Here is a 14,547-nt window from a genome sequence, read left to right on the forward strand (position 1 = left end):
ACTCACCGATAAAGCCAGACTCTTAGCAACGATAGCAGTTGCTCGGTGTCTACGGGTTTGGTGATGTAGTCGGAGGCTCCGGCTTCGATGCATTTTTCTCGATCGCCTTTCATCGCTTTGGCGGTGAGGGCAATCATCGGCAGCGAGGCAAACTGCTCCATCTGGCGAATCGCTTGCATGGTCTGGTAGCCGTCCATCTCAGGCATCATCACGTCCATCAGCACGATGTCGATGTCTGGGTGGGTTTGCAGCATGGAGATGCCGTCGTTGCCTTCTGAAACATCCACCGTTTGGTAATCCCAGCCAATTGGGGGCACCAGCGCTGTCGGACTCCACTGTCCTGATTTGAACTGCTCAAAGGCGCGGTAGGCATTCAGATGACCCGTACCCATTTCGGCATCCAGCGGTAGTTTGGGGTCGCGGTAGGCATCCGATTCTAGCCAGGTGCGGTTGGCAATGTTGCGTAAGGTGCGGCTCATCCCTAGCAGTAGCCCATCGCCTGTGTCTTGCAGTTTATCCGCCGAGTTCATCAACACAGCCTTCATGACTTCTTGCTGACGCGCCATCAGGGTCCATTGCGGGGTAGAACGGTTAGAAGCCATGCCTTGGCGAATCATCCGGTCGCCATATTCTTGCAGCAGTGCCACTGTAGCCGTGACATGGGGAGAGGCAAAGCTGGTGCCGCCTGTATCGGGAGGAGCCACGGAACCATCGGGCTTGAAGGTGGCGATGGCCCGCCCCGGAGCGACGAGCGTAACCGAGCGTCTGGGTCCCACATTCCGTTCGGTAGCGGGATCGCGGCCAATCACGAAGGTCGGCTCACTGCCTAGACTGAAAAAATCGACTTTATCGAAAACGCCCGTATTCGGAATCAGTGTCATCGAGTTGGCAATCGTCATGCCGTTGAAGGTGTCGGTGGGAATCGGAAAGCCGCCCCGGCCCTGGTTGCCGGAAATCACGTAAAGGGCATTGTGTACGCGCGAAGACCAGTCTACGCATTGGGTCAGCAGAGCGTTGCCGTCGAGTACAGGCTTGGGACGCGGATCGCGCCTGAGGGATTCACCAAAGCTGAAGTTAATTGCCCGCACATCGCCACCGTTTTGGTTGGCCACGGTTTGCGTCGCCACACATTCCTGCGGCTGCCCGCCATTTGGATCGTTACCAATCGCCGAAGAGTAGAGCATCGCACCCGGCGCAACACCCCGCAGCCGCTTGTCTTGGCTAACCATGATGCTGGCAACTCGGGCCGCGTGACTGTCTACATAGTCATTGGGCTGGGCTGAGTTATTACGGACAAACAAGCGCTGCACCCGCACTACCGAGTTGGTATTGGCCGCCTTGTCCAACCCGAGCTGAGCCGGACGCCCCACTTCCACCTGCCCGATGGCAATTTTTCGCCCCGTCAGATTGTAACGAAAAGCGGCAGCGCAAAACTCTCTGGGATAACCTAGCGGCAGTGCAGGCTACGGCGGTCTACCACAATGCCACCGACACCAACGCTGATGCCCGCGACTTTCCCGATGCCTGCTTGGTGACCACCGTTCACCCTGGTACACCCACGACACTTGACCGCAGCGCCACCTTCGAAAACTTGGCGTTTGGGCTACCGGCTAATGCTATTCCTGGCTACACCGATCAACCTAACCCGCTGATCATTAGCGACTTTTTCCGTGGGCGCGGTACCAACGGCTGGGAATTTGAAACCCCCAAACTGGATGATTTCAGGAATCCGAACAGTGCGTTGATGAAGGCGCTGAGAAACCTGGCTTACTTTGCAGGCGATCCGAACGGTGGTGCTCCTTCGTTTAGGCCCAGGGATCAAGCTAGACAAGTCAACCCCTATCCCAGTTACGCCATGTGGGGTGACTTCTCGATGCTGCGGCAGGTGTTCCGAATTCTTGATGGTGGCACCAGCTACGACCGTCTCAGTCCGGCTGACAAAACTACGCTGCACACAGCAGCCTGTACGCTGGGCATGTTGGCCTACAACCTGGATTACCTAGAGAAACTGAACGTCTACAATGTAAAACCTGCTCTTGATCCAACCCGGGGGACACAAACCAGCCCCGGCCCCTTGCGGGAGTTAGCAGGCTTTACGGACGCCGAAATAATTGACCCAGCAGATCCAACTGCGACCGAACTGACGGTCAACAATGCCCTTCTGGCTGACCCCAGGTATAGCGCAGGACTCAGAGGCCGTATCCGGGTGATTGACCATATCGCTGATGGCCTGATTACGGCTGCTGAGGTCAATCAAATTCCGACAGCGACTCGGCCTCCTGCTGCCTTTGTGAATAGCATGCGGGACTTCAAGGCCAATGCAGTTATGAGTACTGCTGTTTGGGATAAGCGAGGCTCAAACAACCCTGAAACCTATGTACGTCTGCTAGAGCGCTGGCGCGACAATTTGGCTGATCCGGCTCAGAAAGCGGAGATGAATCAGATTATCTCGTTGGCGGAGTTGATTATCACGAAAGAGCAGGTGGCACGCGATCGCATCTGGGGATTTCAAGGAACTTACGGTACTCAATCCGGCCCTGGTATCAATCCGACCAGGAATGCGTGGGCCAGTTTCGGGCTGGCTATGAGCAGTACAGCGATCTGCTGCGGACCGTAGCCGAAAGTGCCCATCAAAGCTGTGTGATTTTGACCAGCCGCGAAAAACCGGTCGATGTAGCAGCCTATGAAGGCAATGCTGTGCGAACGTTGCAGCTCACTGGTTCCCCAGAGGCAGCAAGGGAAATCATGCAGACGAAGCAATTGATTGGTTCTTCTACACAAAAACAACAGCTGAGTGAACGGTATGGCTATAGTCCACTAGCTGTCAAAATTGTCTCTACATCGATCCAAGAATTATTTGATGGCGATATTGACGCATTTCTGCATCAGGATACGCTGGTTTTTAATGGTATTCGGCGCGTGCTTGATCAGCAGTTTGAGCGGCTCTCCGAGCTGGAAACTTTCATTATGTACTGGTTAGCTATTAACCGAGAATGGACAAGTGTAGCCGAATTACACACCGATGTTATTCCTGTGATCTCTAAACCAAGATTACTGGAAGCGCTAGAGCACCTGAATGGGCGTTCATTAATTGAAAAGCAGGCGGGTACTTATACGCAGCAACCAGTCGTGATGGAGTATTTTATTGATCGATTGATTGAAAAGGTAACGGCTGAGTTGTTCAATCAGGAATTTCGGCTGCTCTTGACCCATGCCTGGATGAAAACAACCGTGAAAGACTATATCCGGGAAAGTCAACGGCGGCTAATTGTGAAACCGATTGCTGAACAGCTAACCCATGCCTTTGGCGGCACCGATGCCATACATTGTCATTTAACGAAATCAATAGAAACGCTGCGCCAGCTCAACTTTCACACATCGGGTTATGGAGCGGGTAATCTCCTCAATCTCTGCTGTTGCCTCGATTTGGATTTGACTGGCTATGATTTCTCGAACTTGACAATCTGGCATGCCGATTTGCAAGGGGTAAACCTGCATCAGGTCAACTTTGCTGCTGCTACTTTTGCCAAAACCGTTTTTACCCGTTCCTTTACCGATATCCTCTCAGTTACCTTTAGCTCAGATGGCCGTTTTTTAGCCAGCGCCGACAGCAACGGTGAGGTTTCGATTTGGGACACCACTACGTTTCAACTATTGGCTAAGTTGAGTGGCCATACAAGCTGTGTTGTTTTGGGGTGGTGCTGCTAGGATCCCAACTTTGGGGAACCTCTCCCCACGCCGAAGAAAAAGCCCGTCTGACTATGATTCTCGGCAGTTTAGCCGAAGCGCTTTACCAGGCAGAAGTTGAGCAGCGGCGGCGGCTGACCAAACATCCCGATGAACCGTTATTGAACTTGCTATCCCAGTTGCGCAGCCTACCCACACTGGACAGACGTCTAGAAGCTGTTGTAGAAGCAACCCATCGTTTTATTGCCCCAGACCGCACCCGCATCTATTGGTATAAGCCACAACAGCGTTATTTTTGGCAGCGATCTAGCCATCGCGACAAAGCTACAACCTTAGCCGACAATGGCGAAAATCCGATTTCTGTACAGGATTTGGGAAGTTTCTATCAAGCCTTAACTGCCGATCAGGTGGTGTCGATCGGAGAAGCCCGCAGTTCCCTCAAAGCCGATGCAACCGGACGGCTGATGCAGCAAATCCAGGCCCGTTCTTTGATTGCCGCTCCGATTCTGCTCCAGGGCGAGTTGCTTGGCTTTTTAACTGTTGAAGGCACAGAAGCCCGTATCTGGCACGAGGAGGAAAAGAAATATGTGCGTGGGGTGGCCCAACTGGTGGCCCTAGTTGCCCCACTAGAAGACATTGAAGCAACGATTCAGCAGGTCAAACAAGATCAGAGCTTAACAACTGAGGTGACCCATGCCCTCTACAGCGAAGCTGATTGGCAAAGTACCATGCACCGCTGTGCCGATCAACTGCTGCAACGCCTGAAAGCCGAACGGCTCTTGGTCTTGCTCTACAATCCGGACCGCAAAAAGTTCGAGATTTGCTACCAGCAGCAAGCTCCCAATCGTCGGCCAATTGTCGGTTGCCTTGATACCCTCAATCCGGTCGATTGGCAAATGCTAGAGCGTAGCACCGAGGCAATTGGCATCGAGAATCTGGAATCGGATCTGAAGCTGATGGCGTGGCGGCAGCTTTTTCTGGACCTACAGGTGCGGTCGCTGCTGGTGTGCAGTACATCGGTTGGTAAACCGATTGAGGGACTGCTGGTGATCGGCCATGAGGCGACCCGCAGTTGGAACCGAGCTGAGCGCGAGCTGTTGAAAGTAGTTAGCCAGCAGATTGGCCTATTGTTGCACCCTCGGCGTCAAAGAAGGCCGTAGGATAGCGCGAAACAGACAGGGAAAGCTCAACACAGGGTTGGTGGGCTAACTGGGCTAGTTTTTCCTTTAGCAAGGCTCTATCTTCATTGGCAACCAAACAAAAGAAAGACTTTCCGACCAAAAATGATTGGGGTAGGTTCAGCAGCGTTGCCGTTGCCCGATTGATTTCTTGAATATTACCTTCCTGATCTAGAATTAGGTAAGCATCAGGCGAAAGTTGAAACAGATGCTGATAGCGCCGACGTTCTGCCTGGACCTCAGTCTGAGTATCGGAAATTTTTTGGGTTTGTTGGTTGAGTTCCTTCAGGGCAATCTGTAGCTCTTCACAGACGATGCCAATTTCCTTCATGGCAATTGGCAGCAGATCAGGCAGCAGCGTGGATGAAGTACTAGCGCTCTGATATAGGTCAAATAACCGTTTGCAGGCGGCTTCTACATACTGGTGTAATAACGGGATCCTACTCATATTTCAGTCTTCCTACTGCCTATTGCCTATTTCGTGCCTAAATTGTGAAAAGTGGTGAACTGAATCAGGTGTTTAGGAATTCTGTTAAATGAGTTGTGGGAAGGTGATCAATGACTCATGGTTTGCCTATCATTGCCTATCGTCATTGGCTAGTAGTCAAATTGCTATTGGTCAGTAGGGGGAGATTGCCTACATGAAGAACTCGTGACCAATGACAACCCTAAGCCAATCGATAATCATAACCATCTTACTTGGGACTTATTATCTACAGTGATTTATCTACAGCGACTGATTGCCGCATAGATTGCCGCATAGGCCGTATTCTGTTTACCTGGCGCTGGGTAAATCTGAAGCATTGGGATCGGATGTGCTGGGCACATGCTCTTCTGCGGTACTAGAAGCAGGACCTCCAGCAGCATTGTTGGCTTTACCCTCGGCAGCATTGCGTGCCTCTTCTAGAGAAATCTTAGGGTTCTGATTGATTGCAGCAGCTTTCATCCCAGAATTTTTATCAGAGTTATCAGCGCCTGCTCCAACTGAATTGCTTGATTGTTCTTGATTCATGAGATCGCACCTGAATTTGAGCTGGATTAAATCATTCTCTTTCCTCTGACAGCTAGCTTGCTCAACTCGTTGAATTCAGCAGATTAAGAATATGAGTTGTCCTCGCACGAAAAGTTTTAGGAGGAAAAGCCTCGGTGAATAAGCGGTGGAGAAATGCAGGACTGTATGCCTTGCTGGTGGTAGTGGTCGTTTTCTTAGCAACGGCCCTGCTAGACCGGCAGCCTCAGAGCACAGCCTCTTGGCGCTATAGTCAATTCATTGATCGGGTCGAAACGGGTCAGGTCGAGAAGGTCAATATCAGTGCCGATCGCTCTAGAGCATTGGTGACGACCAGTGACGGTCAGCGCGTGGCGGTCAACCTGCCTGCCGATCCAGAACTACTCAACATTTTGCAGACCAATGGGGTCGATATTTCGGTTTCACCTCAAGCAGAGGATAATGTCTGGGCCAGGGTGCTCAGTACCTTGCTGATTCCATTCCTGCTGCTGGTGGTGCTGTTCTTTGTGCTGCGCCGTGCCCAGAACGGTCCGGGTAGCCAAGCCATGAACTTTGGTAAGTCCCGCGCCCGCGTGCAGATGGAGCCGCAAACCCAGGTTACCTTTGGCGATGTGGCTGGGATTGAGCAGGCAAAGCTGGAGTTGGCTGAGGTGGTGGACTTTTTGAAGAATGCCGATCGCTTCACCGCCGTCGGGGCAAAAATTCCTAAAGGTGTACTGCTAGTCGGACCTCCCGGTACCGGTAAAACCTTGCTGGCGCGGGCGGTTGCTGGCGAGGCGGGTGTGCCATTCTTTAGCATTTCCGGCTCTGAGTTTGTAGAGATGTTTGTGGGCGTCGGTGCTTCGCGGGTGCGCGATTTGTTTGAGCAGGCGAAGGCCAATGCGCCCTGTATTGTCTTCATTGATGAAATTGACGCCGTAGGTCGTCAGCGGGGTGCGGGTCTCGGCGGTGGCAACGATGAGCGCGAACAAACCCTGAACCAGTTGCTGACCGAGATGGACGGCTTCGAGGGCAACACGGGCATCATCATCATCGCGGCTACCAACCGTCCGGATGTACTGGATGCGGCCTTGCTGCGCCCCGGTCGATTTGACCGGCAGGTGGTGGTAGATCGGCCTGACTACACGGGTCGTCTAGAAATTCTGAATGTCCATGCCCGCGGCAAAACCCTGTCCAAGGATGTGGATCTGGAGAAAATTGCTCGCCGGACTCCTGGCTTTACCGCTTGATCACAATCTTTTGATTGAGGAGAATAACTCATGGTTACACAATTAGATGATGCTAAGCGGCTGGCCATTGGTGAGAAACTGGCCGATATGAAAGCAGTTCAAAATTTGATTATTTCTAATGAGCAAAGATTGATGCAAGAGTGTCCGGATCAGGATGTGCGCGAGCGGCTGCAAAACATGCTGGAAGATGACCGGAAAAATATGGGCGTTTTGGAAACCGTGATCGTGCAGTACGGCATTCAGTCTGAGCCAAACCAGACCACCCAGAATATGGTGCAGCAGATCGAGCAGATGATGTCGGGCAAACAGCTGAGTTTCTATCAGAAGCTGGTTCAGCATGAGCTGTTGAAGCATGGTCAGGTGATGAGTGGTCTCTTGGTGCACAAGGCAGCCCAAGTAGTGGGGGCAGACATTGAAGTGGCAATTGGTCCGCTCAACACAATCAACTTCGAGAACCGGGCGCATCAAGAGCAGCTCAAGGGCATGCTGGAATTGGTTGGCGTGCGGGAACTCACCGGCAAAGATGCTGATCAGGGGCTGTGGGCTAGGGTTCAGGATGCAGTGGCGGCGCTTTCGGGCGTGGCGGGCAGCGTCGTGACTCAAAACACCGATAAGCAGGATATGAACATTCAGACCCTGATTCGGTTGGATCACAACAAGGTGAATACCCTGTTCACCCAGGTTGGTGCGACTGACGATCCGCAGAAGCTGCAGGAATACTTTGGTCAGATCTACAAAGACCTGATGGCCCATGCCCAAGCGGAAGAAGAGGTCGTTTATCCTCAGGTGCGCTCCTTCTACGGCAACGAAGATACCCAAGAGCTGTACGATGAGCAAGCAGAAATGAAGCGGATGCTGGATCAAATCAAAGCCGTTGATCCTACCACTTCTAAGGATCAGTTCAAGTCGATGATCAAACAGCTAATGGATGTGGTGGGAGACCATGTTCGCCAAGAAGAAAGCACCATGTTTGCCTCAATTGACCGCAACTGCAGCACTGAACAGAAGGAGCAAATGGCGTCCGAGTTCAAGGCTGCTAAGAGCAGAATTCAACAAGCAATGGCCAGCTCGATGCGCTAAGCAGACGGCAGGGTCAGGAAGGAGCAATCTGACAGTTTCCTGACGCTATTGCAAAGGAACTTGCAGTCTAACGACCAAGTTGAGCCGCCGCAGATAACCTTTGGTTCCCACAGATAACCTCTGGGCGGTCGGCTCCAACGATTTGTTAGCCCTCGCCGGAACTACCCGTTTTACTGAAGGGAACACCACTTTTTCAGGTACTCATTGCAGAACCAGTAATTCGTTCAGCTTCTTCTTTAAATCCGATGACACCAGCAGTGGTTTATAAACTTCCCCCTCGTAAGGTTTCCAAACATATCCTGAACTGAACGGTCGAAATGCTGTGGATGCACCTATTCTTTGCCAAAGCGTTTCAGACAAAACTAATCCTGGAAAAGCTGGAGCAGGAGACTCTTCAAGTAGTTCACGGTAAGTTCTAAATTCATCTACTTCTACACCGACCAAAGCATAACGAAAGGTGGGAGCAGAACGTAGACGTTGATAGAGCAGGATACCCAACTCTGTCATTAAATAGGCTGTCTCCGGTGTGTCAATCCCAACCTCGCTGATGGTACTCGGACAGATTCGACACCACCAGTTCTCCTCAATATCCTGGAAAATATCTGCATGGCATTGGGTCTGGCTACCATTTGAGAGAACCCAGGAAACATTTTCAAAATGATGGGCAAATTGCTCTGCGATCGCTTGTTCTGCTCCACACTCAGCCGATAAGCCAAAGATCCAAGCCATTGTTGTTCTCCTATCTGGTTGGCTCAATTCATTCAACCCTCTTCCAAAGCTCCTGAGTTTTTGCCAATGCGCCTTCGTACCGCTCTAATAACATTGTAGTTCTTGGCATAATGCTGACGTGGGTTGCACTGTCTTGAACCGCTTCAAGATCTCCAGTAATCTGGCTGTCTTCAATTTGCCAGAGCGGATCTCTGCCTGATCCCCCAAACGTCGCAGGTCTACGGAAAGCTGGCAAACTTTCAATCGAAAGCGAAGTGGACATCCCTTTTGTATTTCTAATCACTACAGCGACAAGCTCACCTGTTGGTTTGCGTTCTGGTTCTGAACGTAAATAGCCTTGGTCATCCAGGTAATCTCTAGGCATTTGCTCAACATCAATATCAATGCCAGGTCTGACTCCCAAAAGACGGGCACTACGACCTACTTTAGGTTGACCATTTTCCTCCACCATACTTCGGTCTACGTTCATAGGGCTGATGTCCTTTTCTGTCGTGTGGGGCTATTCTCAATCGAGAGACTGTTCTCAATCGAGAGACTGTTCTCAATTGAGAGGCTGTTCTCAATCGAGAGACTGTTAATCGCACAAGTGATAAGGCCAGCCTAGCGCACTTTATCCTAGGTAAAGATAGACTGAACAATTTCTTGAGAATTCTGCTGCGGATGGATTTGCCGATTGTGTATCACCCGAATTATGTCGTGCCCCTACCGCCGGGTCATCGCTTTCCGATGGCAAAATTCAGCCGTTTATACGAAGTGCTGTTGGCCGATGGGGTAGCCCATCCTGCCCAGTTCCATCAGCCGGTCCTGCCACCACTCAACTGGATTGAGCTAGTGCATACGCCCGAATATGTGCGGGATTACTGTGAAGGCACATTAGATGCCAAAGCCCAGCGCCGGATTGGCCTACCTTGGAGTCCTCAGCTCGTCAATCGTACCTGCATTGCTGTAGGCGGTACGATTTTAACGGCACATCTGGCGTTAGAATACGGACTGGCCTGCAACACGGCAGGAGGCACCCACCACGCCTTTCCCAGCTATGGTTCTGGCTTCTGTATCTTCAACGATCTGGCGATTGCGGCACGGGTGCTGCTAGAGCAAGGACTGGTTGAGAAGATTTTGATCGTGGATCTGGATGTGCACCAGGGAGATGGCACGGCCTTTATCTTTCAAGATGAACCGCGGGTGTTTACCTTTTCAATGCACTGCGAAGTCAACTTTCCCGGCACGAAGCAGCACAGCGATCTCGACGTAGCTCTAACTGAAGGTATGGAGGATGACGACTACCTGCAAGTTTTAGGCAGCTATCTGCCCGATTTGTTAACTGAAGTCAAACCCGACTTGGTTTTCTACGATGCTGGCGTCGATGTGCATTTGGGCGACCGGCTGGGCAAATTAGCCCTCAGCGATCGGGGATTGCTTTGCCGCGAAATGCAGGTATTGAGCACCTGTTTGAAACAGGGCTACCCAACGGCCTGTGTGATTGGCGGCGGCTACGCCGATGACTTTGAAGCGCTGGTGTATCGCCATTCGATTTTGCATCGAGTTGCCAGCGATGTGTATCGTCAATATCGTTAGGCTGGTAGGACAAACAAGTTTAGCCGCTTGGTTGAGAGCGTTCTAGCCGACCTCGAACCAACGCTGACCAAAAACCAGATCATCCTGTACCAGCAGATTAGTCCTGACTTGCCCTCGGTCGATGCCGATGCCACCCAGCTCTGGCGGGTCTACAGTAACCTGATTACCAACGCAATTCGCCACAATCCCCACGGCATTGAGGTAACGCTGACCGCCGAAGTGCTCGATCCAGCCATCGTCAAACGCTTGCAAAACCGAAGGATGAGTCGCCTGTTTAAGCGCAAAGGTTCAGTAACCTCGGAGGGCTTGCCTCAAAGCGACACCAATGGCGATTCTTTGACCTGCTGGATCCGCTGTGCCGTACAAGACAACGGGATTGGCATTCCGCCTGGCCAGCAAGAGCGTTTGTTTGAACTCTATGCTCGCGGTAGCCGCGCCCGCTACATGCCTGGATTGGGACTCGGACTCTATCTCTGTCGGCAAATCATCACAGCCCACAGGGGTGAAATCGGCGTCAGTAGCACTCCCGGAGGAGGAGCCACTTTTTGGTTTACGCTGCCAGTCGCAAAGGTTTAGGGTTGCCTAGCCGCTATCCTGGAAATAACGATTCGCAGATTTTAGCAATATGGCAGCTCAATCGCAGGTGATCCGGCAAAGTGATTTGTTGAACCAGCTTGTGCTCAATCGCGACACAATGGAAGAATTGGGACGAGTGGAGGTGCTGTGGATGTATCCCCAAGTGCATCGCGTGCTGGGATTTATCTGTAAGACAGGCTTTCTGGGAAGGCAAAAATTGGCATTTCAGTTGGCCCAAATTGAGGCGCTCGGTGAGAATGGACTGTTGACCCACTCCCCGCCCCAAAAAACCGATGCGGAGAAGGTGAGCCGGCTCGAATCTTTGCTTGACCATGAGGTCTGGAGCGATGAGGGTAGCCGCGTTGGCAAAATCATCGACTGTTTGTTTGATTTGCGCACCGGCGAGATTACCTACTATCTGTTTGTGTCGGGCGGCTGGCCTGGGATGGTGGGCGGCGTGTATCAGTTGCCTCCGGTGAAAATTCTCAGTTTTGGTAGACAGCGAGTGCTAGTAGCCGAATCATCACTGGCAGGTTTTGAGATCTATCAGCCTGGAATTTCGCAGAAGCTGACCGAGGTGGCTCGTCGAGCCAGGATTTCTCGGGTTTGACCCGGCAGTCGGCTGTCAGCATGTAAGGGTCGTGCGGCAGCAGCAGGTGCGCGAACCGCACCTCACCGTTGCGCAAGTCGGCCAGGTCGGCTGTAAACGCTTCAAACCGGTCGAGGGAGGCGAGCGGCAGAAGCTTGCCCCGGTTATATGGACGACGCCCCTCGACGCCGAATATATCGTTCGCGCCGAGCTGGATCGCCTCCGCCGCCCTGCTCGGAATATTGCCGAGTTGCAGCAGGGTGAACGCGAGCACCGCAGCTCGGTCAATCGCTGAAAGTTCTGTTCCACGCATGGAAGCGAGCGCGGATCGGTCGAAATTGCGGCAACGTACCATCTTCTGTGCCACACACAGGTCGAGATAGTGTGCCAGCACGGCATCGGTGCGATAGCCAAGCGCATCGAGATCGGTGAAGTAACGCAATTCGTCGGGCGCGAAATATTGCAGGTTGCGGGTCGTGGACGCCAGCGGTGCGGTTCCATAGGAGAACATGTGTGGCAGCGAATTCATCGTCTTGACGTGGCGGCTGTAAGCCCGTGGATAGACTTGAAAGCCTCGATCGCCAAAGAATGCCATCTGTTCGGCGCGAAGCGCCCGGTGTTCGTCCGGGCCGACCGCCATTCCGTCAAGCCCGAGATAGGAGTCGAGCACGATGTGGACTATCGGAGGGCGCGTGGTCGAGCGACCGGCTTCAGCCTGGCGGTTCTGCGCCTCGTTGTCGGGCTCTGAAACCGCGCCCAGTCCGGTCGTCAATGCAACGAACTGAAACAGGAGCACCGACCCGAACGCTGCCAGAGTCAGGTTCAACAGCGTTCTTTCGCCGAAGTAAGCCCCTGCGGCGAGGGCTGCCCAGAGCAGGTAGAACTGCTGCATCGAGATCGCCATGTTGAGGTCGATCGCGATGGCGATGAACAGGCTTGAGAAAGCGAAAGAAATTCGTTCACCGGCAACAAGGAGCAGCGTTCCGATCAGGACGGCAATCACGCCAAGCCCGCCCAGCAGCAGGCCAACTTCCACACTGAACAAGGGATAGGAATGGTGGTTGAGCAAATTGAGCGCCGACGCCCAGAGCGCAACCGCCCACACGGCATAGTTGAACAGGCGTACAGCCAGACCTCGCCGATTCACCGTCCTGCGCCTAAGCTGACCGAGCTGGAAACCAAACCTTCGGTGTTTGAGACTGGCATCAAGGTGATTGACCTGCTCACGCCCTATCGTCGTGGCGGCAAGATCGGTTTGTTTGGCGGTGCGGGCGTCGGCAAGACCGTAATTATGATGGAACTGATCAACAACATCGCAACCCAGCACGGCGGTGTGTCGGTGTTCGGCGGTGTGGGCGAACGGACCCGCGAAGGCAATGACCTCTACAATGAAATGATCGAGTCGGGCGTAATCGACAAAGACAACCCGGCCAATTCCAAGATCGCGCTGGTCTACGGTCAGATGAACGAACCGCCCGGAGCCAGAATGCGGGTGGGTCTGTCGGCGCTGACGATGGCTGAATACTTCCGCGATGTCAACAAGCAAGATGTGCTGCTGTTCATCGACAATATCTTCCGGTTTGTACAGGCTGGTTCTGAAGTGTCCGCCCTACTAGGCCGGATGCCGTCTGCGGTCGGATACCAGCCTACCCTCGGTACCGACGTGGGCGATCTGCAAGAGCGGATTACCTCGACTACCGAAGGTTCGATTACCTCGATTCAGGCTGTTTATGTACCGGCTGACGACTTGACCGACCCCGCTCCTGCCACCACCTTTGCCCACCTGGACGGAACCACCGTACTCTCTCGTGGTCTGGCCTCAAAGGGCATTTATCCGGCGGTGGATCCGCTGGACTCGACTTCAACCATGTTGCAGCCTAACGTGGTAGGCGATGAGCACTATGGCACCGCTCGTGCCGTTCAGGCCACTCTACAGCGCTACAAAGAACTGCAAGACATCATTGCTATTCTCGGTCTTGACGAGTTGTCGGAAGATGACCGTCTCACCGTGGCGCGGGCGCGGAAAATTGAGCGCTTCCTGTCTCAACCCTTCTTTGTAGCCGAAGTCTTTACTGGCTCTCCGGGCAAATATGTGCCGCTGGAAAAAACCATCAAAGGCTTCCAGATGATTCTGTCGGGTGACCTCGATGAACTGCCGGAACAAGCCTTCTATATGGTAGGCGACATCGATGAAGCCATTGCCAAGGGTGAAAAACTGAAGGCAGAAGGAAAATAAATAAGTTTTGAATGTTGAGTTTTGAGTCGGGTCGAGTCATGCAAATGAGTGAGGAACCAGCTTTTAATCTACTAGACCTAGGGTAGGTGTTGCAAAGCATTAATCTTGACCTGAGGCTGCTGGATTCGGCTGGGTTGGCCTAATCCAAGAGTTGGGCCAAATTGGGTATATTCCCCATATCAGGTCGGGGGCATTTCCCCTAGTAGAAACTGGGGAATCCCGCGAAGATAAAAGAGTAGCATTTGCCAGGATTGTTTATCCCATGGAGTATTTGTATTACCTCGCGAATGCCAGTCTGACGTTGAGGATTGTTGAGCACTTCCATGCAATGCCCTGGCTTCCGGTCCGCTTCATTACAGTCATCCACCAAATCGATGGTTGGGTTGTGAAGGTGAAATTTAACCGTGCTCTTGATCCGCAAGAAGCTGGGGATTTTCGAGCCTTCCTGAATGAGCTGGGAATTCCTTACGAGCCTGAAGTTCGAGTTCAGATGGCACTGTGGGGCTTGGAAACCGGACAGTCTCCTGTGGAAGTGATGCGTCGATATCAGGTGGCAGTCGTTTCCCACGGAACTCCCGATCGCACCGAAATCGAGGAATTCCGCAAACAGTTTGTCCAAGGCTTGGGCTATTGCCCCGAAACGCTGGCCTAGGATGCTA

General features: G+C 52.7%; 13 protein-coding genes and 2 pseudogenes. 10 read left to right on the forward strand and 5 right to left on the reverse strand.

The genetic code is table 11. The annotated features are described in order from the left end of the window. Positions 1-2 precede the first annotated feature (2 nt). The gene (locus JVX88_RS35495; protein ID WP_263975413.1) at positions 3-1,370 is read right to left on the reverse strand and encodes a response regulator; all 1,368 of its coding nucleotides are present in this window, start codon (positions 1,368-1,370) and stop codon (positions 3-5) included. A gap of 86 nt (positions 1,371-1,456) precedes the next feature. On the opposite strand from JVX88_RS35495, the gene JVX88_RS35500 reads away from it, so the two are divergent. The 3 genes from JVX88_RS35500 to JVX88_RS35510 are packed head-to-tail and all read left to right on the forward strand — an operon-like array spanning position 1,457 to position 4,847. Further along, complete coding sequence (locus tag JVX88_RS35500; protein ID WP_211623687.1) at positions 1,457-2,617, forward strand: hypothetical protein; 1,161 nt, start codon at positions 1,457-1,459, stop codon at positions 2,615-2,617. Further along, the gene (locus JVX88_RS35505; RefSeq protein ID WP_211623689.1) at positions 2,563-3,708 is read left to right on the forward strand and encodes a WD40 repeat domain-containing protein; all 1,146 of its coding nucleotides are present in this window, start codon (positions 2,563-2,565) and stop codon (positions 3,706-3,708) included. The genes JVX88_RS35500 and JVX88_RS35505 overlap by 55 nt, the downstream gene beginning before the upstream one ends. Next, positions 3,699-4,847: a GAF domain-containing protein gene (locus JVX88_RS35510; protein ID WP_211623697.1), complete on the forward strand. Its 1,149-nt coding sequence runs from the start codon at positions 3,699-3,701 to the stop codon at positions 4,845-4,847. The genes JVX88_RS35505 and JVX88_RS35510 overlap by 10 nt, the downstream gene beginning before the upstream one ends. Here the strand turns inward: JVX88_RS35510 and JVX88_RS35515 are convergent. Together JVX88_RS35515 and JVX88_RS35520 are read right to left on the reverse strand one after the other, a co-directional pair. Next, positions 4,795-5,313, reverse strand: a complete 519-nt coding sequence (locus tag JVX88_RS35515) for a PAS domain-containing protein (RefSeq protein ID WP_211623699.1) — start codon at positions 5,311-5,313, stop codon at positions 4,795-4,797. The two genes, JVX88_RS35510 and JVX88_RS35515, sit on opposite strands and share 53 nt — an antisense overlap. 327 nt (positions 5,314-5,640) lie before the next feature. Further along, positions 5,641-5,877, reverse strand: coding sequence for a hypothetical protein (locus tag JVX88_RS35520; RefSeq protein ID WP_211623701.1), 237 nt, complete (start codon positions 5,875-5,877; stop codon positions 5,641-5,643). Positions 5,878-6,011: 134 nt separating this feature from the next. On the opposite strand from JVX88_RS35520, the pseudogene JVX88_RS35525 reads away from it, so the two are divergent. Further along, positions 6,012-7,097: pseudogene (locus JVX88_RS35525) on the forward strand (ATP-dependent metallopeptidase FtsH/Yme1/Tma family protein); the annotation flags it as partial. 162 nt (positions 7,098-7,259) lie between these two features. Then, positions 7,260-8,183 carry a hemerythrin domain-containing protein gene (locus JVX88_RS35530; RefSeq protein WP_263975414.1) on the forward strand — a complete coding sequence of 308 codons (924 nt, stop codon included), beginning with the start codon at positions 7,260-7,262 and terminating at the stop codon, positions 8,181-8,183. Between the two features lie 201 nt (positions 8,184-8,384). On the opposite strand, the gene JVX88_RS35535 is transcribed toward JVX88_RS35530, so the two are convergent. Next, positions 8,385-8,912: a hypothetical protein gene (locus JVX88_RS35535; RefSeq protein ID WP_211623705.1), complete on the reverse strand. Its 528-nt coding sequence runs from the start codon at positions 8,910-8,912 to the stop codon at positions 8,385-8,387. 28 nt (positions 8,913-8,940) lie between these two features. Continuing rightward, positions 8,941-9,363, reverse strand: a complete 423-nt coding sequence (locus JVX88_RS35540) for a hypothetical protein (RefSeq protein WP_211623707.1) — start codon at positions 9,361-9,363, stop codon at positions 8,941-8,943. A gap of 191 nt (positions 9,364-9,554) precedes the next feature. On the opposite strand from JVX88_RS35540, the gene JVX88_RS35545 reads away from it, so the two are divergent. The 5 genes and pseudogenes from JVX88_RS35545 to JVX88_RS35565 all read left to right on the forward strand — a co-directional run bounded on the left by JVX88_RS35545 (position 9,555) and on the right by JVX88_RS35565 (position 14,540). Further along, positions 9,555-10,487 (forward strand): histone deacetylase, encoded by a 933-nt coding sequence (locus JVX88_RS35545; RefSeq protein ID WP_317134574.1) that lies wholly within the window; start codon positions 9,555-9,557, stop codon positions 10,485-10,487. Positions 10,488-10,514: 27 nt separating this feature from the next. Continuing rightward, a complete protein-coding gene (locus tag JVX88_RS35550) occupies positions 10,515-11,063 on the forward strand; it encodes a sensor histidine kinase (RefSeq protein WP_211623708.1) in 549 nt (182 codons plus the stop codon). 49 nt (positions 11,064-11,112) lie between these two features. After that, positions 11,113-11,673: a PRC-barrel domain-containing protein gene (locus JVX88_RS35555; protein ID WP_211623710.1), complete on the forward strand. Its 561-nt coding sequence runs from the start codon at positions 11,113-11,115 to the stop codon at positions 11,671-11,673. 1,042 nt (positions 11,674-12,715) lie between these two features. Next, positions 12,716-13,888 (forward strand): annotated as a pseudogene (gene atpD / locus JVX88_RS35560) (F0F1 ATP synthase subunit beta); the annotation flags it as partial. A gap of 262 nt (positions 13,889-14,150) precedes the next feature. After that, positions 14,151-14,540 carry a hypothetical protein gene (locus tag JVX88_RS35565; RefSeq protein ID WP_036008442.1) on the forward strand — a complete coding sequence of 130 codons (390 nt, stop codon included), beginning with the start codon at positions 14,151-14,153 and terminating at the stop codon, positions 14,538-14,540. The last annotated feature ends 7 nt before the right edge of the window (positions 14,541-14,547 follow it).

It is taken from the genome of Leptolyngbya sp. 7M, from assembly GCF_018128485.1.

Bases quoted from the DNA above. Each gene is read 5' to 3' on its own strand.
- JVX88_RS35555 (WP_211623710.1), top strand. From the start codon at position 11,113: ATGGCAGCTCAATCGCAGGTGATCCGGCAAAGTGATTTGTTGAACCAG.
- JVX88_RS35515 (WP_211623699.1), bottom strand. From the start codon at position 5,313: ATGAGTAGGATCCCGTTATTACACCAGTATGTAGAAGCCGCCTGCAAA.
- JVX88_RS35535 (WP_211623705.1), bottom strand. From the start codon at position 8,912: ATGGCTTGGATCTTTGGCTTATCGGCTGAGTGTGGAGCAGAACAAGCG.
- JVX88_RS35520 (WP_211623701.1), bottom strand. From the start codon at position 5,877: ATGAATCAAGAACAATCAAGCAATTCAGTTGGAGCAGGCGCTGATAAC.
- JVX88_RS35565 (WP_036008442.1), top strand. From the start codon at position 14,151: ATGGAGTATTTGTATTACCTCGCGAATGCCAGTCTGACGTTGAGGATT.
- JVX88_RS35540 (WP_211623707.1), bottom strand. From the start codon at position 9,363: ATGGTGGAGGAAAATGGTCAACCTAAAGTAGGTCGTAGTGCCCGTCTT.